The following is a 22222-nucleotide window of genomic DNA, read 5'->3' on the forward strand; positions in this document are numbered from 1 at the left end:
TTGTAATCCGGGAGAAGAGGCAGATCTACGAGTGATGTCGCCGCCTCAGACCCGCCGGGGGCTACAGAGGGGATAAGGACCCTGTCCACCGAGGTATCGTGTGGAGGCTGCCAGTTGCACTTCTTCACGACATTTCCTTCATTTCCGCGTTTCGGGCACGATTTTTGCCTCGGCGCGCTTTGGGCAAAGCGCAATTCAAGGCAGGCGCTCACGCCTTGACATAACTGAATCCGTCAATGAAAAGCAGGGTGACCAAGAGTGGTTGGATCTCCCAGGCAGACGTTCTTTCGTACCCACCGCGGGGCGAGAATGTTATCGACTGTCCGTCGACGATGAAGGTTCCCTCCTCTCGCCACCCCGAGCGAGCATGCTCCAGCCTGTATTGCCCATGGGAGTCGAAAGTGTAGTAGTAGCTGTCGCCTGCGCCTCCATGCCACGTCCCCGGCAACTCAGGAGGAACGGGGTGGACTTGGCCATCGATGATTTCGCCACCCCCGCATCCCGCCGGAGAGAGGGCAAGCGCAGCACCACTGCAAGGCGTGATGCTGGATTGGCCCCCCGCGCTTCCGCCACTACCCCCAGAGCCGTGGTTCAGGGGACTGCATGCCGCTGCGCTGATAAGTGTCGAGACGATGGCTGCAGCAAGGCTCGCTCTATGGAAGAGGTATTTCCTAGCTCCGACCCCGTTGGTTTCTTGTCGGTTTTTCTCGATCATCGGAAACTCCTTTCACTCGATGTCGTGTGAAGAGTTTCGCCTTTGCGTCGCGACTGCCGATTCGTCCCTCGGAAGCAATTTGTCTATGTGATCCGCAGGTGGAGGAACACCATCTTGGGGAGGAGGCTTAGACCGGGAATACTTGCCTATACAGCCGAGGAGGTCCAGGCATGGAAGGCATCACACACCGTATCCGTGTTGTCCTTATCGACGACGAGGAGCTCATCAGGGCAGGGCTCGCCCTCGTGCTCGCGACCGAACCTGACATCGAAGTTGTGGGCGAAGCGGGAGACGGCACCTCCGGCATCAACACTGTCATTTCCGTTCGTCCCGACGTGGTAGTCATGGACGTGCGCATGCGTGGAACCGACGGGATCACGGCAACCCGCCTGCTCAACTCCAAGGACTTCGAAGCAGAGCATGGAACGGCCCCACCCATACTTATCCTGACCACGTTCGGCGACGACGCGGACGTCGACTCGGCGCTCCGGTCCGGGGCTACGGGATTCCTCCTGAAGAACTCAGCTCCCCAGATCCTGGCAGCGGCTATCAGGGCATTGGCTCGAGGTGAGGGCTGGGTCGACTCGTCTGTGACGAAGAGCCTGCTTCGCCAATACGGCACCAATCCCAAACGCGAATTCACGCAGGCACGCCGGCGTCCGCCAGGGCAGGAGGAACTGCGTGATCTCACGCCGAGAGAGCAGGAGGTGCTGGCCGCCATGGCCCGCGGCCTCAAGAACAGCCAGATAGCCGAAGAACTATTCCTCAGCGAGACGACGGTCAAGTCCCATGTGCACCGCATCTTGATGAAGCTCGGCCTCACCGACCGGTCGCAGGCAGTAGCTGTCGCCTTCCGCTCAGGCCTTATGCAACCGCGGAGCGAATGAGCCATTCATCCTCCAGATGGAGAAGCCTGCATCGGAGGATGGATGCGCAACAGGAGCGCTGGGTCGAGAATCGGGGTACCAGTAATACAAGTGGTTGCGTCTCCTTGGGAGGTTTCACCATGAGCCATTCACCCAAGCCAACGGTCGCGCCACGCCCTGCTCCAGGCTATGCCCCTTGGCGGACGGTGCTCATGGCACCGACGAGGAGTGACATCCTGACGACCGCCGCAGCTATTGGATTCGATCTTGTCGGCATGTGGCTGAACTGGGCGGGCAGCTTCATGCCGCAAGAGCCTCTGGCGGTGGGCCTGTACTTCCTCATCGGCCTGCCGCTTCTGGCTTGGCGGCACATGGCCCCTCTGATGGTCTTCGCATTCGTCTGGGTTCACCAGCTCCTGGCTGTCCCAATCTTCGCCCCCGAAATCTTCGCAGCCGGGATCCAAGCCACGGATGTATCCGTTCCAGCGCCTATGTCGGGCGTCCTCGTGGCCATCGCCGCACTTGCTTCCGACAAGCCGCTTAGGATCTCCATCCCCGCGGCCATCGCGGTGTTGATCCCGTTCGTGATCGCCTATGCGCGCGACGGGCTTGTGGGCTGGGAGCCCGGGGGCATATTCACCATGATGGTCATCCTGGCCTCTGCGTGGTTCATCGGCTGGCTGCTCGGTCGGAACCGCCGTCGGATACGGTACCTCCAGCAGTTGCAGGAAGACGCCGCGGAGGCGGTGTTCGAGGAACGTGCCCAGATCGCGGCAGAGCTCCATGACATCGTCTCTCACGCTGTGACGGTGATGACTCTCCACGCCGCGGGAGCAAGTCGCATCATCGACCAGGACCCTCGCCGGGCCGAAGAGGCGTTAGAGGTGATTGAACGGGTCGGCTCCCAGACCATGGACGAACTCCGGCGACTCTTGGAGCTGATGAGGGCCAATGGTTCAGGAGTCGAAGGGCTCCACAGCCTCCACGATCTGGAATCGCTGGTCTCCCCGGTCCGGTCGGCTGGCATCGACGTGCAGGTCTCCTCCAGCGGAGATCCACGGCCACTGGATCCGAGCGTCGGTCATGCTGCCTTCCGTGTGGTGCAGGAAGCCCTCACGAACGTGACGAAACACGTGGGCACAAACACCAAGGCAACCGTCAGGCTGCACTGGACAAAGGATCGCCTTCACGTCGAGGTCCTTGACTATGGGGGCGAAAGTCCGAAGGCGAACAAGGCATCGGGCTACGGCCTCCTCGGCCTCCACGAAAGGGTTGCACTCGTAGGGGGGCGTCTCTCGTATGGCCCTGAAGGCCATGGCTTCGCAGTTCGCGCCGAACTCCCTACCGCTGCGCAGGCATCGGCTCATCTCGGCACCAACATTGATTGATGAATACAGGGGAATCACGGCCACTCTCTTAGGTGTAGGCGTAGGCGGCGAGGTGTTCGGCAGCTGCCTCGAAGTCGGGAGTGTTGATCGTGGAGGCCGCGCCTTGGCGCTTGAAGGAACCAGCCCACTGTTTCAGGTAATCGCGGCAAAACATTCGGTCCGTCCGGCGGGCCTGCTCGTTGTAGACGGGCGCGAGGGTCTGGGTGTCCGTCACGAAGCTGAGGGGAAGCTTGTCCTGCTTGGGTGCGGTGATGATGCTCATGCCGTCCTCCAATGACCGGTGTGGTTGTTGTGTCACCTCTGCTCCGGATCAGCGGCGCTGATCCTTCCGCCAAAGAAGAAAAGACCCCCGACGAAGAGCGCGATGCGCCTCCCCGTCGGGGCTCTGTAGTTAGCGCACTGTCCGGTCAGGGCAGGGCATGGCGTCAGCTGGCCGACGAGGATCTGTGCGTATCTGAAGACCAGCCCGGCTTAGGCGAACGTCCTGTCTCCAGCGAAGTGCTCGTGCACGGCCTCACGGGCGGCGGGGTACTCGTCGTAGGGATCCGGGTAAGCAGCATCGAACCGGGCAACCGAGGTGATGCCCTGGAATCGGAGCAGTTCCAGGAGATCCGGCAGGTCCTGTGCACGGCCGGAGAACTCGGCAGTGTCGGCTGCGATGATCTTGGCCCGGGTCAGGGTGGGAACACTGGCCAGGTGCATCTCGATGCACTCGTACGCTGTGTCGTCCGCGATCCAGCGTGCCTGATACATCGACGCGACCAGCTCAGCGTCGTCGCCATCCATCACGTTGTCGTTGTTGATCCAATCGCGCTCCAGGTTCAGCTCTTCGGCGACCTCGTGAATCGCTGCCAGGACCTCCGGGGCAAAGTCAGGGGTGACAGAGTCGATGTCGACGGTGAACGCACGGTCGGCCGCGCGGATGCCGTACTTCATGAGCGCGAAGCCACCGATGGCGCGGATCTGTACCGGGGCCTTCAGCCCCAGGCGCTTCAGCTTGCCGTCGAGCACCTCGAGGGCCCGCTCCAGCTGGGCCAGGCTGCACTTGTGGTCGTCGTTGCTCATCGTGCTGCTCCTTCTGGTCGGGAAGGAGCGCGAACCGTCCTTCGGGGCCAGATCCGGATCGGCTGTGCCGATCTGAAGAGCCGCCATCAGGAGCGCTAGGAAAAACACCAACCCGGCACCAGGGGCTCTCCCCGTGCCGGGTTGGCTATACAGACGTAAACTGTGAACAGTGAGCGGGCGGAAGGAGGCGGGATGAAGAAGGTCAAGTACACTGAGGGACTGGTTAAGCGGACGGCGATGGCTAAGACCGAACGTCTCGGTTCCTTGTCCGTATCCTTTGAGTTACCGCCGGAAATGAAGCCGATCACGGTTGACCATCGGGTCATCGCCGAGCAGGTGGCCGCCTCTATGGCTATCGAGGACCGGGCCGTGCAGTCCGAGGACATCGTCGTGGAGTCCACACAAGAGTCGCGAAAAGCCGTCGCAGAGGTGCTTGCGATCAGGCTGCGGGACAGGGACCGCCGCTGGCCGCCGGACGATGCAGCGGCGGCGTGGTGAGCCCGGGCTACGACAGCACACCGGTTGACCCGGAAGACGCGACGGCATTCGTCGACGGAGTGTCCTTCGACACGAAACTGCAGGTATACGAGGCCGAGGCCAACGCCATCTCCGCAGTGCAGGTTGAGTTCATGTCCGCCATCGGTGAAGGGGAAATCACCGCATTCGACCTCGCCAGGAACGGTGTCCTCGAGTCCCTCCATGAAAACTGCTACTCCCCCATCTGGAAGTGGGCGGGAAAGATCAGGACCAGGGAGGTCACCATCGGCGTGCCCCCCCCCGAGCAGATCCGGGAGCAACTGCCGCGGAGGTCGGAAATATCGGATTCTGGGTAGAGCGGGATGAGATGGATCCGGCTTGGGTGGCGATGACCGCGCACCACCGGCTCGTCAGGGTGCACCCATTCGTGGATGGAAACGGGAGAATCACCCGCTTGTTCGCCGATCTGCTGCTTTTCAGCCTCACCTTGCGCTACACCTTCGACTGGCAGCCGGCCCTGGAGTCGCACCGGTATTTCGAGGGGTTGCGGGAAGCGGACCTAAGTCTGGACGTTGGCATGCTCCTCGGCACTGTCGGGCTCATCGATCTCGAAGATTAGGCATCCGGCACGGCAGAGAAAGACAATTCCCGCTGAACACGGCGGAAGGTCACGTCTGGCTTGCAGTGCGGCAAGATAGATCCGTGATGCGCCGTAAACCTAGTGCCAAAGTCGGCAGTGAAGGCCTGACCCACACACGCCTTGCCATCGAAGATGAGCTCGGATGGCTTTTTCGCGATCAGCCTACCGAAGACTACGGTATCGATGCTCACGCGGAGATCGTGGAGGGTGAGGATGTCCGTGGTCGGCTCCTGGCTCTCCAGATCAAGGGGGGCAAAAGCTGGTTCAGCGAACCTGGTCCCGAAGGCTGGTGGTTTCGGCCTGATGCGGCCCATGTGCGCTACTGGACGAACCACTCGCTGCCAGTAGTTGTCGTCCTCTACCACCCTGAGACCAAGCAATGCCACTGGCAGCTAGTCAATCGCGAGACGCTCGTCGAAACGTCGACCGGTGGATGGAAGCTGCTCGTGCCAGCTGCGCACTTGCTTGATGAGACAGCCCAAACTCCGCTCAAGGATGCCGCGGAGGGCGACCCCTATGTCCTCCGAATCCGCGAACTCCAGCTGGCGAGACCCTGGATGGAGATGCTCGCAGGCGGTACGCGGCTTCTTGTCGATATGGAGGAATGGATTAACAAGTCTTCAGGCCGTGGTTCGATCTCGATTGGTATCGATCATGAGGACGGCCATGATCCAGAGGAACTTGTCACCTGGCAGTTCTTCGTCGGGCCGACAAGTTACGCCGATGCGGTAGCGAAGCTGTTTGCCTGGGCCGACCTCGATGTCCATGAAGAAACCTATGACGATGCGGAGTACGACCAGTACGAGGCGGAGTGCTCGATTTGGGATGAGGCTGATCAGTTCTTCACCGAGTCGTTTGATGACTGGAGGCGCGAGCGCATTGCAAACGGAATCCGTCCCTATAAGAATGCCGAAGGTGAAGTTGACTGCTTCCGCCTCGAACTGACGCTCAACGATCTGGGCAAGGCCTTCTTGGTGGTAGACAAGTTCGCCACCGAGGGTGATCGGCAGCTTACAGGCGACCAATAGCACGGATGTGTTGGTCAGGCCCGTTCGATGCGCGTGGATCCGGACCCGTCCTGCAGGCCGGTGGCGCAGTCGTACCAGAAGCCGTTGGGCAGCCGGACCAGCGTGTGCGCCTCGCGTCCCGGCCAGTTGCCGGCGGCTGCGATCACAGGCACCGCGCGGCGGTCCACTACGCTGCTCATCCCCAGCTCCTCCACGACCTGCGGGTCGCGGACGTACTTCGTGGTGGACCCGTTGCGGGGATCGCACGGGACCTGCTTCATCCAGGCGGGGTGGTCGAGGACCCTTTTGACGAGGACCTTGTCGCCGACCTGGAGCTCTTCCAGTTCAGTGGGTGCTGCGGGGATGGGCATGTGGTTCTCCTGGTGTGTTGTCGGTGGGAGCGCACGTTTTCTCTCAGCCACGGCCTATGGACGGGCACTGGGAGTGCGCACCGGCGTGCAGGGCTGTGGCCTTCTCGGCTGCCGTGCGGTACTCGGGGATCCGCTGGGGCTCCGGCTCGCCCTTGGGGAACCAGGGCATGGCGTAGCCGTCGATGACCTGCTGGCGTGCGGCGTCGTTGTAGGCCGGTGTGATGACGTAGGCGAGCGACCGCCCGTAGCGGTCGGTTCTGTCGGACTTCGGGTCGAACTGGACGGTTACCGGCAGACCTTGGGGCAGAATGCCGCCAAGATGATCAGTGGCCGCCTTCGCGCCGCACTCGGGCCCGGTGTCCTTGCGGTAGTTCATCTCCGGCGCGTCGATGCCCAGGAGCCTGACCGTGTGCTCAGGGACGTCGCCGCGAGTGTCGGTCACCTTGAGCACGCCGTCGACCGGCTGCACGGCGACGGTGTCGCCGTCGATGACGCGGATGACCTTGGTCTCGACGGCCGCCGGCGGGCCGGATGACACCTGCGCCGGTTCCTGGGCTGCTGCAGTGCTGGTGGACGGAGTGCCCGGGATGCCGGGGGCCATCGGCAGGTCTTCGCAGCCGGTCAGCGTGACGATGCAGAGCACGGCGGCGATGAGGCCGCCGAAGAGGGGTCGGATCATGGTGCACTTCATGGTTGGGTTCCTTGCTGGAGTAGTCGTCGGGCGCTCTCAGGTGCCCGCGGCGACGGATCCGGAGTCGATGGGTTCGACGACGAAGATCCGTCGGGCCCGCCGGTGAGCTCAGCAGCGAGCCGGGTCAGGGACTGGGCGTGGTCGAGCCTGGTGTCGGCCCAGGTGCGCCGGCCCTTGTCAAAGTGCTCGGCGGCTTTCTCGGTCTCGCGTTCGGCACCGAGTGAGGCGATGTGTGCGAGCTTGCGGCGCACGTCCGGGCTGAGCTCGAGGATGACCGCGCTGCGCCGCTCGTGGGTCATGCCGAGCAGCATGCCGTTGCTGATGGGTCCGGTGTACATGGCTGTTTCCTTGGTGGTCAGGGCTGTTTCGGTCCGCGGGCGACGAGCACCAGGCGCGAGCCGCGGACGAGGTGGGCGTCCCCGCCGGTGGTGAGGACGTGGACGGTGCTGCCCACCGAGGGCCGCACCTGCTCGACGACGGCGGTACCTCCGTCGAGATCAGGGTTCAGGTCGCGCAGTGCGACCCGGTCGCCCCGGCGAAGCATCCGGGCACTCTTGCCGCCGAGGATGCGGTGGCGCTCGGTCGAGGGGAAGAGGGTCTCCTGGACGGCAGGACCGCTGTCTTTGGTGATGTCGAGGAAGGCGGGGGTGATGGTGTCAGTCATGGCGGTGCCCTTCTGGGTGGTGCAGTTGGCGGATCGGCAAGGGCCTGTGCGGCCCGGGATCTGGGGCGCTCACGGGGTTCGAACCCGTGACCTCTCGTGCGTCGCCGTGCCCGTGCCGCCCGGAGGCGGACCATCGAACGTGGCCTGTCGCCTGGGTCTGCCCGACCAGGGATTGGCGCGGAATCGAACCGCGGTCAGTCAGAACGCCGAGTGCTCTGCCGCTGAGCTAGAGCGCCGGAGCCGGGACTGGTTCCTTGCGGGACCCGGCGGTGGTGAAGAGGAAGAACAGGAAGAAGATCCAGAGCCTCAGCGGATCTCGATGTAGCCGCACTCCGGGCAGGTGTGGGTGCAGGCGCAGCCGCGCCGGCGGGTCCGCTCGCGGGCCGTGGCGGGGGCGTCGGACTCCATTGGCGCGCCGTCGTTGGGGCAGCTGATACCGGGCACGGCGGGCCTCCAGTGAAGAGCGGGCAGGACGGGGACGTTGTCCTTCGTCGTCAGATCCGGATCGGCTGTGCCGATCCCCTCCACCCCGGCCAGGAGCGAAGCCGGAGAAGAAAAGACAGCGCCCCGCCACGCCGCTGCTGCCTGGAAGGCAGGGCAGGGCGCGCGGGGCGCTGGTGGGGACCGGAGCCACGGAGGTCTCCAGGGACGCGCTGCGGGGATCAGCCGCAGTGCTGGGGAATCGAACCCGTTCCGTGGTCGGTCCGTGCAGTTGTCCACTGGCGCACGCTGATGATCAACCAGCGTGCTGCGGGATCGAACCGCTCTGCACGGAAGCATGCGGACTCAGGGCCGGTTCAGAAGGAACCGGTACTGGAAGTAGGCGATGGCAGCGGACTCGCCGAGGAAGTAGTGCACCTCTTCCACCGACATCCCGGTGGAGTCGAAGTCGACGATCTGGGGATACGTCTCGGCGAGGATCCGCGCTGCTGCGGGGAGCTCAGCCGCCGGCGGCACGACACTGACGTGCTCGAGCACGTCGTGGACGGCGGTCATGGCTCGTCCACGTCCATCCGGCCACTGATGGTGCGGAAGCGCTCGACGGGGCGGGCGTCGCCGTGGTCGGCGACGAAGACCTGGCTGGCGTGCAGGCGCAGCTTCCTGATGACGGCGGTGACGACATCGTCGACCATGGCCTCGACATCGGGTCCGGGGTGGTCGGTGATCACTGAAGCGACGACGTCGGTGAGCCCTGTGTGCAGGGCCTGGTCGTGATCGGTGGCCTTGACGGTCGCGTCGGCGACGATCTGCATGGCGGAACTCCTTCTTGCGGCTGATGATGTGACGGCAGGGCGCAGTCAGCGAAAAGCAGATCCCCGTCCGAGCAGCGCGAGGCTCCTCGAACGGGGACCGCCGGTGTGCGTGACCCGCCTGTATTCGGTTGTCGGTATTCAGTTGTGGGTTGTGGGGCGCGCTTCTCAGGAGAAGGGCAGTTCCTCGCTGTGGACGGCGCTGGCGACGGCCGGCTGCGGTGCGGCGGCAGCGGCCACGGGGGCCGAAGCCGGGGCCGGCTGAGCCTGCAGGGCCTGGTTCTGTGCCTCGGCTGCGGCCACGCGCTCGCTCACGCGGGCCTGGGTCACCGAGCGGGGCTCGAGGAACGTGATGTCCTCGACGATCGCCTTGAGCTCGAAGACCTCGACGCCGTTCTTGGTGTAGCGGTCCTGGCGAAGCTTGAGGTTCACGGCCACGAGGTCGCCCTTGTGGATGCTCGCGAACGGGCCGATGCCGTTGGTGGTCGAGCGCACGAAGGCCTCGACCGGCACAGCGTCCGCGCCGCGGTTGCCCTGGCTGTCGGTGTAGTTGTGGTCGGCCATCAGGGTGAAGGCGACCTTCTTGGAGCCGTCCTGGTTGTTGAAGACGACCGGGTCCTTGGTCAGGCGGCCGATGACGGTGGCGGAGTTGCGGGGGTTCGACATGAGTGTTTCTCCTCGTTGTGCACGAAACGCGCGGGCAGTGTCCCTGCTCCGCGCGCGATGGTGAGTTGAAGTGTTCGGTTGTCTCTCAGACCCCCATCCGGATCAGCTGTGCTGATCAGACGATGATCTTTCGAATGAAGACTCGGATCAGCTGTGCTGATCGAGCGCTCCTCAGTGCTCCCTTCGGATCAACTGCGTTGATCCCGGAGTCCCTTGCACCACGGGTCCCGCATCAGCTGCGCTGATCGCTCCCGGTACGCCCGGTCCCCGGCCAGCCCGGTGCTGCCCCCAGATTCCATAGTTCAGCCTCGATCTGATCGGCCGCGGCCACGTCTCCGCTCTCGCAGGCCCGCCGGTAGTCCTCCTCCAGGTACGCGATCTGCCCGTCCCGGTTCGGGAACCGCCACCGGAGGAGCGACCAGCCCAGCCACGCCAGGCAGAGCATGAAGGCAAGAGTCGTGGTGAGGATTCCGGCGGAATCGATGATGCTGTCCATGGCATTCCTCCTGCCCGCTCAGACCCGTAGCCGCCGGCGGACCAGGTCCACGAGAGTCGGGTCGGGTGTATGCCCCTGGGCCTGCTGCAGCTGCAGCCAGGCGAGGACGTTCTGCGTGTCCTGGGCCTCGAGCTGGCGGCGATCGACCTCCAGCTGTTCTTCGCCCAGGGTGAGCATCCGCCGCTGGAGCTGTTCGATCTGCTCGAGGTGTCCGGTGGTCTCCTTCAGGAAAACCAGAGCCTGCGTGTCCATGGTCATCAGAGCGTCACCTCGACTTCGTGGGCGGTGGAGGCGAATGGCCCCACGGCTACGGAACGAACGATGCGTACGAGCCCCGCCTGCTGCAGGCGCTCGGCCAGACCGACATGCTCCGACCAGTCCTTGACGAACACCCGCCCCGGCTCGGCGACCAGGCCGTAGGCCTCGAGGTTCACCGAGATTCGCTCGGGTCCTTCGTCGGTCAGGAGCACAAGGGCTCGCCGGGCGTCGTCGTGGTGAAGCGTGCCGGTGAGCGCGATGACGCCAAAGTCGACGGCGACGTTGTGTTTGATGGCGGGCGGTGCGACGGTCTGGTCCATGGTTCTTCTCGCTTTCGGTGCCTGCGTGTGCAGGTGGTGTTGGTGACCCCCGGGCCGCCGTGGCTTCGTTGCCGGGCTGCGGCAGGAACGGGGCGTCCGGCGCTTCTCGCGACGGCCCGGGGGCTGTTCGTGGTGCGGCGCTGGGCCGCTTGAGGTCTTGACTCAGCCCTTCAAGAGACCAGGGGCCGGAAGGGGTCTGGTCAGATCCCCCGGCGGGCCCAGTCGTAGACCTCGGTGGGACCGCGACGGGACCTTTTGGAGACCTGGCTCGTGTCCTGGTCCTGGATGAGATGCAGGGCCGGGCGGGTGGCGGGAATGGGATCGATGGTGCTGTCTGCCTCGTGGGCCTGCGGCGGCTGTACTGCAACCACATCTGCAGGCCTGCGCCGGAGCGCCGCCTCAACCTCGGCGACGAGCCAGACGAGCCCGAGCACGAAGACCAAGAGGAGCACGATGAAGGCCCAGCTCTGCAGGGGTGTCATGGGAAGCATGGGTGGGACGCTCCTTTGCTGGTCGATGGTTCAGTCAATGAATTCCCCGGCGCAGCTGTGCTGCGTCGCTGGATCCCTGCCACCGGACGGACCTCCTGGAACCCGCAGGAGAAGCACCACCACTCGTTCCCGTCCACGCGCGCCATGCCCTGCTCTTCGCAGTCCGGGCACACACGAACTGGATACCCGGGAGGATGCCATCGCCGTCTGCCCCGGTCAGAACGCCCGGTGGGCGACGGTGTGCCCGCAGGCGAGATAGGAGATGTCGTAGAGCGCGGCGGGACCCCAGCCCTCGGGCAGCGGCAGCGCTTCCGTGGTGCGCCGCACGACGGCCTGCGGTATCCCGGGCAGGCCCTCCTCGGGGTCGGGGACCGGATCGTCGCCGGGGGTGCAGTCGGTGCACCATTCCTGCTCAGGCAGCAGTCCGGCAGCAGCCTGCAGCAGGATCTGCTGCGTAATGTCGTCGCTCGCCGACGGCGGTGAGTTTTCGATGCCGTCCTGAAGGGGGTGGGTAATAGTCATAATGAAGTCCTTCGGGGTGTGTGCGGTCAAGGTGGACGGGCGGGCCGAACGATGAGCCAGCCGCGCCGCCAAATGTCGGCTCCTCCGGCTCAGCCCACGGCGAGCCGGGTGGCCCGCGACCAGCTGCCCATCCGGAACCGGATGGTGGCCGCCGGCGGGACATGGCTCCTGCAGATGCCGTCGGTGCTCCCGGTGCGCCAGGCCTCGTACGTGAGCACAGCGAGGGAGCCGGTCTTGATCCAGCACTCGCGCAGGGCGTCGAGGATCATTTCCTCGGTCCACTTCGTGGTCGCGCCCTGGAAGTGCAGCGGCTGCTCGGTGGTGCCCAGGCCTGCTTGCTGCAGGGCTGCGTTCCAGGAGCCGAACCGACGCTCCAACAGCGGTGCGGACGGCTCGTCGTCGTGCCTGCGGCGGATGTAGTCGTTGCGCGAGAGGCTGTCCTGGTCCGCGGCGCAGCGCAGGAGCGCGTCGATCATCTGCTGTTCGGTGTAACCCACAGGCCGGTGCCTGGCGGTGGCGGGCCTCTGGCCAGTGGTCATGAGTGCAAGGGCCGGGTCGGTCCGGCCGGTTCGAATGCCGTGCAGGCGTAGCCGATTCCGGCCAGCGAGTGGGCGATGGTGTGCTCCGAGATCCAATGGTCGTCGGTATGCGGATCGGGGTTCTCGCACCGCACGCCGCCGCTCTCGCCGTGCTGGCACGGCAGGTGCTCCTGCACCTGTGGGTCTGCGATCTGGCAGAGCGGCATCAGGTTCGTCGGCGCAGTTGTCCGGGTCATCGGGAGTCCTCTTTCCGGTCGGCGTCATCCTGGACGGCATGCCGTCCCCGGCCCGGCCCAAACCAGGGACCGGGTGACGCGCTCGGGACGCGTCGGGCATCCGCCCGGATCAACTCCGTTGATCCCTCCCAGCCCAGCTGCCCCCTGGTGATACCAGCCACCGCCGGAGCCGGGCGCAGACGCTCTTTCAGCAGCCTTTCGCGCCGCTCTTCCGAGCATCATTCGATAGACCATTCAATGAACCTATCCGATAAGATGTACTGGAAGACCAGTCGGATGCGAGCTGTGTGCCATCCGGCGCAGACATCGACCCGGCAGGAGAGGCCATAGCGATGAAGACCCTGATGACGAGGAAGGCGGCCCTGTCCGCCGCTGCGCTGGCGGTGCTGGGCAGCCTGCTCGCCGGATGCTCCGGTGGCCCGGAAGCGGCCCAGCCGTCGCCGAGCGCGAGCACGGCGAAGGTGGCCAGCGAGGATCTGGGCAAGGCGCTGGACCGGCTGGTGTTCCAGGGCACCGGGGCCAAAAGCACTGATGGCGGCGCATGCCTGGTCCGTGCTGTGCAGGACAAGAAGCTTTCGGACACCGGGCAGGCCTACATTGTTGGCAAGGGCAGCGATGACATCGCCGCGGTGGCCAATGGCCTGCGCGAGGTCAGCGTGATGGACGCCGCGATCCTGCTCTCCCCTGAGCTGCGCGACAAGTTCGACGCCTGCGTCGATGCGGTGATCCTGCCGACCCCGACTCCGGGTGCCACGGCCGGCACCGACGGCAAGGACCAGGTCTACGCACCGCCGAAGCAGGGACAGGAGCTCCCCCAGGCCCGGCAGCCGGATCTCACGCCGAAGTTCCCCGTGCCGCAGGGCACGAGCATCAACTCCTCCTCGCAGCTGACCGCGGGACTGGTCTCGATGTTCTCCTCCTATGCGCTGAACGAGGACCAGAAGAAGACCTACGAGGCCTCGGGCGAGTGCCTGGCAGGCGTCGTCTTCCAGGCGGGGTTTTCGCAGGAGACGCTGCGTTTCCTCGCCGGCGGCGCGTCAATAGGGGCCGGTTCGATCTCGGACTTCCTGCCGAAGGAAGAGGACAAGACGATCTGGAAGTCGAGGGATTTCACCGCGGCGCTCGTGGACTGCACGGCCAGTGCGACACCGAAGAACGGGAAGGCCTGAGCGGCCTCTGTGTCTGGGCCAGGGTCGGAAAAAGATGCACCCCGGGAAGCTGTTGCTTCCCGGGGTGCATCTTTTTCAATGGGTGGGCTTGATCAGCACGATGCCGGGAACTGTCCGCCGGCTGCAGTCTTTAGGGCCCTGGCAAAACGAACGTTAACGGGGTCGGCGGTGTCGAACCAGGTCACAGCCTCGAGCTCTTCGACGTTCTTCACGAAGAGGTGCTGCCAGTTGGACCCCAGCACCTCGGTATCCGCCGGATTTGCGTAGCCGAATGGCGTCGCCCTTGATGGGAACCGGGTCACTGCCGAAGAAGTCCAGTGTCGACCACAGCCGGTGGCGGCCGTTCTGAATCGGCTCGAACCAAGGATCCATGCGCACGGGCTCGTCCATGCTGAACCACTTTTGGACGATCTTCTTTTCGGTGCCAGTCAGTTCTTCGGCGTCAATCCGGACAAGGCCATGGCTGCCCTGGTCTTCGTCCTTCTCCCATTCCCCGGCGGCCAGGGCCTGCGAGACCTGGGTGACAGCCTGTGCAATCAGATCCCAGCGCTGCTCGTCGCGGTCCGGCCAGCGCCGCCGTCCGTCATCGACGTCAGGGTCAACGGGTACGAACTTCCGGATCTGTCCGACGTCGGCGCGCCACCAGAAGTTGGGTTCGGAAATGTAGATGTAAGTCATGGTCCCCCTCGTGCTGTGCTGGCTCCGACGGAAATGGTCCGTCGGTGATGTTTCAGCTTTGCATGCAGGTATGACATAGAAGGCCCACGCCACAGTGAGAGCGGTTGTCTGGTCCGGGTCTCATTTCAGGCGCATAATTTGGCTACTTGCGTCGCTCAACATAAGGCGTGATTCCTCACGGCGGGCGTGGACTTCCTTGGAAGTCTCACGGCGACATCGTTCCAGTATCTGAGGAGTAGCTATGCCTGACAGGTCCGAGCACGTTCTATCGGACATCCTCGCCCCAGGGCTTCACGTCGTCGTTGTCGGCACGGCAGTCGGGAATGTGAGCGCCCGGGAGGGGCACTATTACTCCAATATTCAGAACTCGTTTTGGCGGCGACTGTTCCTTGCTGGGCTCACTGACGTCATTCTTCGACCGAAGGATGAACTGAAACTCCTCGAGTACGGGATTGGTGTAACAGACCTGAACAAGACGGTGGCTCAAGGGAACAACAGAGGCCTTGCCTACGACCATCAGGGATTTCTGGATCGCGTACTACCTTTGACTCCGGCATGGGTGGTCTTCAACGGGGCCGAGCACGCAAAGAAGCATGCACGCTTCAACGGGCATAGGTACGACGGTTTTGGGCTACAGGAATGGAAGCTGGGCGAGAGCCGCGTTTTTGTGGCACCTGGGAGCTCTCCTCAAGTCAGGGACGCGCGGTTGTGCATGGACAATACCGGTGAGAGGCGTGCGGCCATCGACTATTGGCTGGAGATGGGCCAGCTTGTCACCAGCGATGTGCGGGTTGGAGAAACTGATCGGCAGCAGTGAATCCGCAGCCGCTCGATCGACCGACATCTGGTTCCGAGAATTCAGGCACTCGATGGCTCGGGCAGCTTTGTCGCTCCCTGGGCCGTTTAGGCCTCCCGGTCCCCGACGCGGATGACAATTGCCCGGGAGCCTTCCGGGATTTTTGCTTTCGCCGCAGCCATGGCGGCGTCATAGTCGGGGCCCGTGGCGCTGACGCGCATCATTTCGCCCTGGGCAGCTTCAATGGTCAATTCAACCTTCATAGCTCTGAGCATAGAGCCCTGCTCGGCCGTCCTCTGTCCGCTGGAGAAGTGAAAGTGTCAAGTAACAGCATGCGCAGTGAGTAGGCCTGCCTAAGCTGTGAAATGAATGTCTTTGATCGGCGCGCCATCGAAGGCGTCGGACTACGGTCGGCAACTTGAATCGGACCGGAGTGAGACTGGGATTGCCGGTAAAGGATAGACTGCCCGAGTGCCCGATCACGATCAAGAAGGCCCGTTCGATCGGGCGCAGCCACTCAATCCATCACGTCTTCAGCAGCCCAAGGACAAATCAGTCCAGTCTGAGCCCGGCGAAGTGCGCAACCCTGAGACCGCCGGAGTCTGCGAGCAGGAGATGAGCCAGGGCCCGACCCGCTGGCAGCGGATCAAGGAGCATCCGGCTTTCAGGACAGGTCTCGCCGTTGGCGCTCTTGCGGCTGCTGGCGCGGTCACGTTGTTGACACTGAGGTCGCCCGACGCATTCAAGCAGGTCAGCGCGGCGGTCTGGGAGAAGATCCCTGAGTTCACGGAGGCGGCTTTCGAGGGCATCGGCGAGGAGGCCAGCAGAAAGTCTCCGACCGAGCATATTGTCAGCGGGCACCAGCGCGTGCAGCACTACGGTCCCGGCGGCACCGAGACAAAGTTCATCCAGGTATCGCCTTACTCGCGTGGAGGTAGTACCTAACAGGCCATGAAATACTGACCGTGTCGGAAATTGCGGTTGTGCTTGTCGTCAGCGGTTTATCTCTTATCAGAAACGGCTTCGGTGGGACGTATTGGGACGGTAGGGCTTTTGGGTATCTTTGATTTCCTTGCGAAGAAGGAAAAAAGCTGGGACGAGATCGATGTCTACGAGGGTGAAACGCCCCCGTGCCCCAACTGTGGGACGCCCCTGGTGAAAAAGTTTGTTTACTCCGAGATGTACTGCCTTGAGTGTCGTTACGGTCTGGACGACGATGACGATGACGACAGCGAGGCGCTGAGTGTTTACGATGCAGCTCAGATCTGGGCCTCACACGGTAAGGATGAGGATTACATGTTCGGGTATTCCTCGGAGGAACTCGAAGCCGCGCTTTAATGTGGCAGGTCGCTGCTTGAATTTGCTGCCGCCGCGGGTGCTGTTGAGGTCCTGCGCTTCCCTGACCCCGCTATGCCACAGCGACCGGCAGCTCGTCCCAGTGGGTCGTGCAGCGCTTCGAGAGCATGGCGCGTTTCATCTCCCATTCCGGTGGTGTCTTCATGCCGCCGAGGCCTACGCCGACTGCCTGCGGGCCGAGTTTCCGGGTGATGTCGTCGAGCACTTTACCTATTCCCCGGCCTTCGAACTCGGGCTGGAACAGGGGCAGGGCCTGGACGCCGTCGGCGCGACGCAGATCGGTGAGTACAACGCCGGCGCGGGCGTAGCGGATCCCGGCTGCAGGGAAGAGTTCAGCCAGGATTGCGCTGCAGGCTTTGGTGAGCGTGATCGGGTCATCCGTAGGCACAGGCAGCGGTACGGCTTTATGTGCTGAATGCGGGACGGATCCTTCGTCGGCCCAGCCGGTCGAGACCCACACTGAGAGCACGCCGGCCACAGAACCCTGGGCCCGCAGCCGCGCCGAGACCCGCTGTGCGTAGATCGAGAGCACCTGGTGCATTTCGTCGGAGTCGGTGATCTTGCGGGAGAAGCTTCTGGAGTAGATGAGTTGGTCTTTGGCGGCCCGTGGCTGAGTCTCCAGCTCGATGCATTTCTGGCCCCGGAGCTCGAGGACTGTCCTCTCCATGACGACGGAGAACCGCTTGCGGAGCCATTTGGCATCAGCGTCGCGCAGTTCCCTGGCTGTATGGATGCCGAGCGCAGCCAGGCGCTTGCCGTTACGTCCGGCGACGCCCCAGAGGTCAGTGACATGGAGGGAGTCCAGAATCCGGTCAAGCTGCTCCTCCGGAAACCGCCGGAGATCGAGCACTCCATCGAATGCAGGGTTTTTCTTGATGCCCAGGGCGGCGACTTTGGCAAGGGTCTTCGTGGGAGCGATGGCCACACGAACGGGTATGCCGGTCAACTGGAGGACAGTCCGTCGGATCTCCTGGCCCAGTGGTTCGAGTTCTTCAGGAGTCCCCCGGAGTTTCAGCCAGCTTTCGTCGATCGAATACACTTCCTGCCACGCACTGAAGCGGCCCAGGATGGTGGCAACGCGTGCGCTCAGCGAGCCATAGAGCTCATAGTTCGATGACCTGGCTTCGACGCCTTTGGCTTGGCACCAGCCGCGGATCTTGAACCACGGCTTGCCCATGATGTCGGGGTCCAGTGCCTTCACCAGCGGGCACGCGGCGACCACACAACCATCATTGTTCGATAAGACAAGGGTCGGCCGGTTGTGCAGCGTCGGGTCGAAGACCCGCTCCGCGTTGGCGTAAAAGGAGACGCAGTCTACGAGTGCAATTTGATCGGGTGCTGGAGTCGGAACAGTCATTGCCACGGCCGGAGACTATCGGCGGGGTCTGACACCACGTTTGATTTTCGGAGGAGACAGGATCCAGGTGACCACACCCCAGACCGACATCTCCGTGTGTTCCTGGAGAACGATGTCTGCGTAGTCGAGGTTCTCTGCCAAGAGAACCGTGCGTCCCCGGATGACATCGAGTCGTTTGACGGTGTATTCGCCGTCGACGACGGCGATCACGATCTTGCCTGGAACGGGATCGATCCCTCGGTCGACGAGCAGCAGGTCACCGTCATTGATTCCGGCTCCGGTCATGGAATGGCCGGCTGCACGCCATATGTACGTGCTGCTTGGATCCCGGACCAGGTGTTGGACGAGATCAAGGTCGCCGGACCAATAGCCCTCCGCCGGGCTGGGGAAGCCGCAGGCTACTGCTTCCGGTGCAAACGGGAGTATCAGTGGCTCATTCAGAGCCAAGGGTTCTGGCTGCGAGGCCTGCATGTCCACTTCCTTTTCGAACATATGTTCGATAACTCATCGTATGCCCGGGCGGGAGCGACATGCAATGTGGAGCAAATGCCGCGCAGGGTTGGACGGCCCGGGAGCCGGGACGGCAGGCAGGAAAAAGGCCCCGGTGCGCTTCATGCGCGCCGGGGCCTTCTCTTTTTCGCACGAACAGGAGGTGCGAACCAACGTTCAGCGGCCCCGGCCTTGGGGCCGAGGACCCGGGGCCGCCCTTTGGGGGACACGCGATCAGGCGCTGACCGGGTGATGCGGACGACTCTACCTGCCTCCCGGATCATTATGCAAAGGTCTGTTGCTTGTTCATTGCCCCGCCATTCGTGACAGGTAGTCGAATGCCGATAGAATGGACTCGTACATCAGTCGAATACGACAGGAGAGGCCAGACATGACCGTCGTCGATGAACCGAAGGCTGCGCCTCCCGCTGTGCGGGCTGCGAGCAGGTCCGGTGGACCAAGCACCGACCATAACGGCGGCGACCGCAGGGAGCGGGTCTTCACCCGCCTGTCCTCGGACGAGAGGCAGCGGGCGGAGTACTGGGCGCAGCGGCGCGGCTACTCCTCCGTCAACGAGTACTACGCCGAGGCCATCGCCGAGAAGGTCCAGCGCGAGAACCTCGACTTCGACATCCCCGATCTGCTCACCGCGCGTATCAACCAGGTCATCGACGAGCTCAAGGCGCTCTCGACGAACAACGCCAACCTCGAGCGGGTCGTGACCATGGGCTTCGACTCCCTGCTCGGGCTGACCAGGGGCGACAACTATCTGCTGGACGAGGAGAACGGGGAGCTGACGTGAGCCAGGGACTGAACGGGATTATGCCGTCCACCGACGAGCTGATGGACGTCGACACGTCTTTCCTCGACGCGTACCGGACCGGCGGGCGCGAAGGCTTGAAGCGGATCCAGGAACGAGCACAGCAGCCGGAGCCGGAGAAGGATGAGGCCGCGCAGCAGAGCGCCGAGGATCTCTACCGGGACACCGGTGCCGGCCAGCGCGGAGGCTCGGGAGCAGGCAGCGCCACTCCCCCGGCCCAGAGCGATGCGGTCGCCGTGGACACAGCGGCGATGCCCCAGATGCACGACGACGCCGACGCCGAAGCGCATCCTGTGGACATCCCGGTCCCGCAGCTGGAGGATGCCGAGCTCATCCCGCCTGTCCCGCTCCAGCACACCGACCATCAGGAGGCCGTGCAGTCAGCGGCGGCCAGGGGCGGCTCCGGTGGAGGGGACGAGGGCAGCGAGTCGTTGCCGCAGACCGGCTTCCGGCTCGACGGCGTGAAGAGCCAGCCGGCGGTCCGGGCCCTGCCCGAGGCTATCGTCGGTGCGCTGCGTGAGCAGCTGCGTTCAGCGGCCGTCCGTGAGCTCGGTGTCGGTGACACGGCAGCCCGCGAGTTCGCCGAACGGCTGAGCCAGGCCAGCCTGGTCACGGCTTTCCTTCTGGCCCAGCTCGACCTCGGACTGGAGACCGATGCGGCCACGCGGCGCGCGGCGCAGCTGTTCCGCTCCCGCGATCCGCTGCTGGGCAGCATCGCGGCGCGCATGGAGGCCTTGGAGCGGCGGGCCCGTGAGCAGTCCCAGGTCCTGGCTGGCCTGCACGGACAGCTGGGCGAGGTGAAGGAGACCAGCGCCGCGATCGAGCAGGCTGTGGCGTATTCGATCGCGGACCGCACGAGCAACTTCCTGCGCGGCTCGCACGACGTCCACGAGGCTCCGATCACGCACAAGGACGCGGTCTTCGTGCGCGATCGGGTGCGGGAGGCGACGAAGAAGCAGGCGAAGCTCGAGCGCGAGCGGGAAGGGCGGCCGATCCGGTGAGCATGACCATGCCCAGGAGCGCAGCGATCGACGCCGAGCGGTTCTAGGAGAAGGTCGATAAGGAGGCGGGCAGGCTCGACGGCACAGGCTGCTGGGTCTGGACCGCCTCGGGTCGCTTCGGCTTGTCGAACGGCCGGTCCTCGGTCACGCCGCGCCGATAGGCCTGGGAGGCCCTGCAGCAGGCGCTCGGGCTCGGGTCCCTGACGCAGGACGAGATCCTGCGGATGGCCTGTGGTCGCAGGGCCTGCGTCAACCCCGGGCACATGCAGAAGGGGGCCAAGCCGTTGCGCCGGCCGGGCAGCCGCACCTGTGCCCGCGGGCACGCGATGAACACAGACAACGGCTCCTGGGCCAAGGACGGCACGTGGGTGTGCCGTCCCTGCAAGCGCGACCACTCCCGCCGGTACCGCCAGGACCCGCAGTTCCGGGCCGACCAGGCTGCTGCCAGCGCCAGGTACATCGCCGCGGTCTGCCAGGGACCGAAGGCCGTCGGCAGGTCGCGCCAGGCGATCCCGCACCGATACCGGTAGACGATGCCCTCCACCACCTGCCGGTGGTCGCGGAACGGCCTGCCCCGCTGCCCGTCCGAGGAGGGAAGCATGGGTTGGACGCGGGCCCACTGCTCATCGGCGAAAACTTGGAAACGTGACACGCCTCCAAGACTTCCATCCCGACTGGGACCTATTTAGGAGACACCGCACTAACGGCACTAAAGCGCTCAATGCGGGCGAGCTTCCCCTCTAACGCTACGGTCCAAGCTTCCCTCCCGCCCGGCGTCCAACACAAGCGGTCGACAGCAGGGTACTGGAAGACTCAGGACTCGAACGCTCGGACTGTCTTCACAATCCATGATAGTTACCCGGGTAGTGGAAAATCAGTCTCAGAAACGCTGAGCTGAAAGGACCACTGGGGGATGGACGAAGAAAGAAAACTCAAAGTCGGTGATCTGGTAGATGCCAAGGACTGGTTGTACGGCGTCCAGATCGAACACATCGCAGACGGAGTGATAGCTCAAGTCCTGGATCCCGACGATAGGACGGCCAGCCCCTACAACAGAACTAAGTACGCCTACTACGTGGTGCACGCCTGCAATCCGGAGAAGGGGGACTTCTTCAAAGAAGAAGGAGTCAAACTACGCTCTGCCGACGATGCCTGGCGCGTGGGGCATTATTACCTTGGCGATACAGTCATCGTGAACGACGGAACAACGCACTTCGCACATGCAGTCATTGAGAAGTTTGTGGCGGATGGCGACCGACCTTACAAAGTGACGGACGAGTCGACTAAGGAGTCCGCGTTCTTTGGCGACGCACACCTCAGCCTTTGGTACCACTCCGAAGACGGCAAAAGGGAGCGGCTCCAGATCGGTGACTGGGTAGTTGCAGACGACGGTAATGTCCGCTTCGAGGACGCCGTAATTGGGCCGGACCCCATGGGTCCCAGCCTGGGCCGACGCTCTGGAGAGCACTTTGTTTATGCAGCCGATGGATCGGGGGATGTACGGCAGTACCGCGAGGAGCATCTTAGGCCCAGGACACATCCGGTATACCCAGAATTTCTCGACCCCGAAGGAGAGATCCCGGACTGGAAGTGGGTCCATAGCGCCCCTGTACGAGTCCGCGGTAAAGCTGTCCAGGAAAGCCGCCGGCAGCCGGCCGAGGCTGAGGTGCTGCCCAGAGATTCCAGCCTTTACAAGCACCTCAACCCTGAACCGCGAAAGCGGCCGATCGTCAGCGGGTTCAGGGGGGTTCTGATGTGGATTGCGGCTGTACCGGTGGTGTCCATCGCTGTCGAGGCCCAAGCCCCAGGAGTAGGCGAAAAAGTATCGTTGATACTCGTAATTAGCTCACTTGTGGTCGTGCCATGGATTGCCAGTCGGTTGAACCCCTAAGGG

35 protein-coding genes are annotated in these 22222 nt (G+C 63.8%); 13 read left to right on the top strand and 22 right to left on the bottom strand.

The window, feature by feature from the left end:
• Positions 1-885 precede the first annotated feature (885 nt).
• Together QN084_RS02005 and QN084_RS02010 are read left to right on the top strand one after the other, a co-directional pair.
• Positions 886-1602: a response regulator transcription factor gene (locus QN084_RS02005; protein WP_069695057.1), complete on the top strand. Its 717-nt coding sequence runs from the start codon at positions 886-888 to the stop codon at positions 1600-1602.
• Positions 1603-1721: 119 nt separating this feature from the next.
• The gene (locus QN084_RS02010; protein ID WP_168529718.1) at positions 1722-2969 is read left to right on the top strand and encodes a sensor histidine kinase; all 1248 of its coding nucleotides are present in this window, start codon (positions 1722-1724) and stop codon (positions 2967-2969) included.
• A gap of 28 nt (positions 2970-2997) precedes the next feature.
• Here the strand turns inward: QN084_RS02010 and QN084_RS02015 are convergent, their stop codons facing one another.
• Both QN084_RS02015 and QN084_RS02020 read right to left on the bottom strand, forming a co-directional pair.
• On the bottom strand, positions 2998-3231 hold the full coding sequence (locus QN084_RS02015; protein ID WP_069695059.1) for a hypothetical protein: 234 nt from the start codon (positions 3229-3231) through the stop codon (positions 2998-3000).
• 209 nt (positions 3232-3440) lie between these two features.
• Entirely contained in the window at positions 3441-4034 is a 594-nt protein-coding gene (locus tag QN084_RS02020; RefSeq protein WP_069695060.1) for a hypothetical protein, read from the bottom strand.
• A 192-nt stretch (positions 4035-4226) separates the two neighbouring features.
• Here QN084_RS02020 and QN084_RS02025 point away from each other — a divergent pair, with 192 nt between their 5' ends.
• From QN084_RS02025 to QN084_RS02040, 4 genes are all read left to right on the top strand, one after another.
• The gene (locus tag QN084_RS02025; RefSeq protein WP_069695061.1) at positions 4227-4532 is read left to right on the top strand and encodes a hypothetical protein; all 306 of its coding nucleotides are present in this window, start codon (positions 4227-4229) and stop codon (positions 4530-4532) included.
• On the top strand, positions 4529-4867 hold the full coding sequence (locus QN084_RS02030; protein ID WP_264398637.1) for a hypothetical protein: 339 nt from the start codon (positions 4529-4531) through the stop codon (positions 4865-4867). The genes QN084_RS02025 and QN084_RS02030 overlap by 4 nt, the downstream gene beginning before the upstream one ends.
• Entirely contained in the window at positions 4762-5130 is a 369-nt protein-coding gene (locus QN084_RS02035) for a Fic family protein (protein WP_220459249.1), read from the top strand. Before QN084_RS02030 ends, QN084_RS02035 begins: the two co-directional genes overlap by 106 nt.
• An 86-nt stretch (positions 5131-5216) precedes the next feature.
• Positions 5217-6179, top strand: coding sequence for a DUF4365 domain-containing protein (locus tag QN084_RS02040; RefSeq protein ID WP_069695064.1), 963 nt, complete (start codon positions 5217-5219; stop codon positions 6177-6179).
• A gap of 14 nt (positions 6180-6193) precedes the next feature.
• Here the strand turns inward: QN084_RS02040 and QN084_RS02045 are convergent, their stop codons facing one another.
• The 15 genes from QN084_RS02045 to QN084_RS02115 form a co-directional block, all read right to left on the bottom strand.
• The gene (locus tag QN084_RS02045) at positions 6194-6529 is read right to left on the bottom strand and encodes a hypothetical protein (protein ID WP_069695065.1); all 336 of its coding nucleotides are present in this window, start codon (positions 6527-6529) and stop codon (positions 6194-6196) included.
• A gap of 43 nt (positions 6530-6572) precedes the next feature.
• Positions 6573-7220, bottom strand: a complete 648-nt coding sequence (locus QN084_RS02050) for a thermonuclease family protein (RefSeq protein ID WP_069695066.1) — start codon at positions 7218-7220, stop codon at positions 6573-6575.
• A complete protein-coding gene (locus QN084_RS02055; RefSeq protein WP_069695067.1) occupies positions 7217-7558 on the bottom strand; it encodes a hypothetical protein in 342 nt (113 codons plus the stop codon). Before QN084_RS02055 ends, QN084_RS02050 begins: the two co-directional genes overlap by 4 nt.
• A gap of 17 nt (positions 7559-7575) precedes the next feature.
• The gene (locus QN084_RS02060; RefSeq protein ID WP_069695068.1) at positions 7576-7884 is read right to left on the bottom strand and encodes a hypothetical protein; all 309 of its coding nucleotides are present in this window, start codon (positions 7882-7884) and stop codon (positions 7576-7578) included.
• Between the two features lie 306 nt (positions 7885-8190).
• Positions 8191-8604 (bottom strand): hypothetical protein, encoded by a 414-nt coding sequence (locus tag QN084_RS02065; protein ID WP_139126766.1) that lies wholly within the window; start codon positions 8602-8604, stop codon positions 8191-8193.
• Positions 8605-8670: 66 nt separating this feature from the next.
• Entirely contained in the window at positions 8671-8880 is a 210-nt protein-coding gene (locus QN084_RS02070) for a hypothetical protein (RefSeq protein ID WP_069695070.1), read from the bottom strand.
• Entirely contained in the window at positions 8877-9137 is a 261-nt protein-coding gene (locus QN084_RS02075; protein WP_069695071.1) for a hypothetical protein, read from the bottom strand. Before QN084_RS02075 ends, QN084_RS02070 begins: the two co-directional genes overlap by 4 nt.
• Positions 9138-9302: 165 nt before the next feature.
• Positions 9303-9800 (bottom strand): single-stranded DNA-binding protein, encoded by a 498-nt coding sequence (locus tag QN084_RS02080; RefSeq protein WP_069695072.1) that lies wholly within the window; start codon positions 9798-9800, stop codon positions 9303-9305.
• A 232-nt stretch (positions 9801-10032) separates the two neighbouring features.
• Positions 10033-10296 carry a hypothetical protein gene (locus tag QN084_RS02085; RefSeq protein ID WP_069695073.1) on the bottom strand — a complete coding sequence of 88 codons (264 nt, stop codon included), beginning with the start codon at positions 10294-10296 and terminating at the stop codon, positions 10033-10035.
• 18 nt (positions 10297-10314) lie between these two features.
• On the bottom strand, positions 10315-10554 hold the full coding sequence (locus tag QN084_RS02090; RefSeq protein ID WP_069695074.1) for a hypothetical protein: 240 nt from the start codon (positions 10552-10554) through the stop codon (positions 10315-10317).
• Positions 10554-10874: a hypothetical protein gene (locus QN084_RS02095; RefSeq protein ID WP_069695075.1), complete on the bottom strand. Its 321-nt coding sequence runs from the start codon at positions 10872-10874 to the stop codon at positions 10554-10556. The genes QN084_RS02090 and QN084_RS02095 overlap by 1 nt, the downstream gene beginning before the upstream one ends.
• A gap of 200 nt (positions 10875-11074) precedes the next feature.
• On the bottom strand, positions 11075-11365 hold the full coding sequence (locus QN084_RS02100) for a hypothetical protein (protein WP_069695076.1): 291 nt from the start codon (positions 11363-11365) through the stop codon (positions 11075-11077).
• Between the two features lie 216 nt (positions 11366-11581).
• A complete protein-coding gene (locus QN084_RS02105) occupies positions 11582-11887 on the bottom strand; it encodes a hypothetical protein (protein WP_069695077.1) in 306 nt (101 codons plus the stop codon).
• Between the two features lie 89 nt (positions 11888-11976).
• Entirely contained in the window at positions 11977-12426 is a 450-nt protein-coding gene (locus QN084_RS02110) for a homing endonuclease associated repeat-containing protein (protein WP_069695078.1), read from the bottom strand.
• Positions 12423-12662, bottom strand: coding sequence for a hypothetical protein (locus QN084_RS02115; RefSeq protein WP_069695079.1), 240 nt, complete (start codon positions 12660-12662; stop codon positions 12423-12425). The genes QN084_RS02110 and QN084_RS02115 overlap by 4 nt, the downstream gene beginning before the upstream one ends.
• Before the next feature lie 332 nt (positions 12663-12994).
• On the opposite strand from QN084_RS02115, the gene QN084_RS02120 reads away from it, so the two are divergent.
• A complete protein-coding gene (locus QN084_RS02120; RefSeq protein ID WP_069695080.1) occupies positions 12995-13831 on the top strand; it encodes a hypothetical protein in 837 nt (278 codons plus the stop codon).
• Between the two features lie 153 nt (positions 13832-13984).
• Here QN084_RS02120 and QN084_RS02125 read toward each other — a convergent pair whose 3' ends face one another.
• On the bottom strand, positions 13985-14509 hold the full coding sequence (locus tag QN084_RS02125; protein ID WP_069695081.1) for a hypothetical protein: 525 nt from the start codon (positions 14507-14509) through the stop codon (positions 13985-13987).
• Between the two features lie 241 nt (positions 14510-14750).
• Here QN084_RS02125 and QN084_RS02130 point away from each other — a divergent pair, with 241 nt between their 5' ends.
• Positions 14751-15326, top strand: coding sequence for a mismatch-specific DNA-glycosylase (locus tag QN084_RS02130; RefSeq protein ID WP_069695082.1), 576 nt, complete (start codon positions 14751-14753; stop codon positions 15324-15326).
• An 86-nt stretch (positions 15327-15412) separates the two neighbouring features.
• On the opposite strand, the gene QN084_RS02135 is transcribed toward QN084_RS02130, so the two are convergent.
• Positions 15413-15568, bottom strand: coding sequence for a hypothetical protein (locus QN084_RS02135; RefSeq protein ID WP_168529714.1), 156 nt, complete (start codon positions 15566-15568; stop codon positions 15413-15415).
• Between the two features lie 208 nt (positions 15569-15776).
• Here QN084_RS02135 and QN084_RS02140 point away from each other — a divergent pair, with 208 nt between their 5' ends.
• Positions 15777-16250 (top strand): hypothetical protein, encoded by a 474-nt coding sequence (locus QN084_RS02140; protein WP_069695083.1) that lies wholly within the window; start codon positions 15777-15779, stop codon positions 16248-16250.
• 108 nt (positions 16251-16358) lie between these two features.
• Complete coding sequence (locus QN084_RS02145; RefSeq protein ID WP_139126767.1) at positions 16359-16643, top strand: hypothetical protein; 285 nt, start codon at positions 16359-16361, stop codon at positions 16641-16643.
• A 70-nt stretch (positions 16644-16713) separates the two neighbouring features.
• Here the strand turns inward: QN084_RS02145 and QN084_RS02150 are convergent, their stop codons facing one another.
• Both QN084_RS02150 and QN084_RS02155 read right to left on the bottom strand, forming a co-directional pair.
• On the bottom strand, positions 16714-18018 hold the full coding sequence (locus QN084_RS02150) for a Y-family DNA polymerase (RefSeq protein ID WP_069695084.1): 1305 nt from the start codon (positions 18016-18018) through the stop codon (positions 16714-16716).
• 15 nt (positions 18019-18033) lie between these two features.
• Entirely contained in the window at positions 18034-18510 is a 477-nt protein-coding gene (locus QN084_RS02155) for a LexA family protein (protein ID WP_206599680.1), read from the bottom strand.
• A 388-nt stretch (positions 18511-18898) separates the two neighbouring features.
• Between QN084_RS02155 and QN084_RS02160 the strand changes: the two genes are divergently transcribed.
• Positions 18899-19309 carry a hypothetical protein gene (locus QN084_RS02160; protein ID WP_206599681.1) on the top strand — a complete coding sequence of 137 codons (411 nt, stop codon included), beginning with the start codon at positions 18899-18901 and terminating at the stop codon, positions 19307-19309.
• A complete protein-coding gene (locus QN084_RS02165) occupies positions 19306-20328 on the top strand; it encodes a hypothetical protein (protein ID WP_069695085.1) in 1023 nt (340 codons plus the stop codon). Before QN084_RS02160 ends, QN084_RS02165 begins: the two co-directional genes overlap by 4 nt.
• Before the next feature lie 43 nt (positions 20329-20371).
• Here the strand turns inward: QN084_RS02165 and QN084_RS24145 are convergent, their stop codons facing one another.
• Positions 20372-20980 (bottom strand): transposase, encoded by a 609-nt coding sequence (locus tag QN084_RS24145; protein WP_139126768.1) that lies wholly within the window; start codon positions 20978-20980, stop codon positions 20372-20374.
• A gap of 261 nt (positions 20981-21241) precedes the next feature.
• On the opposite strand from QN084_RS24145, the gene QN084_RS02175 reads away from it, so the two are divergent.
• A complete protein-coding gene (locus QN084_RS02175) occupies positions 21242-22219 on the top strand; it encodes a hypothetical protein (protein ID WP_069695086.1) in 978 nt (325 codons plus the stop codon).
• The last annotated feature ends 3 nt before the right edge of the window (positions 22220-22222 follow it).

This window comes from Paenarthrobacter sp. R1 (assembly GCF_030264015.1).
Classification (GTDB): domain Bacteria; phylum Actinomycetota; class Actinomycetes; order Actinomycetales; family Micrococcaceae; genus Arthrobacter; species Arthrobacter ureafaciens.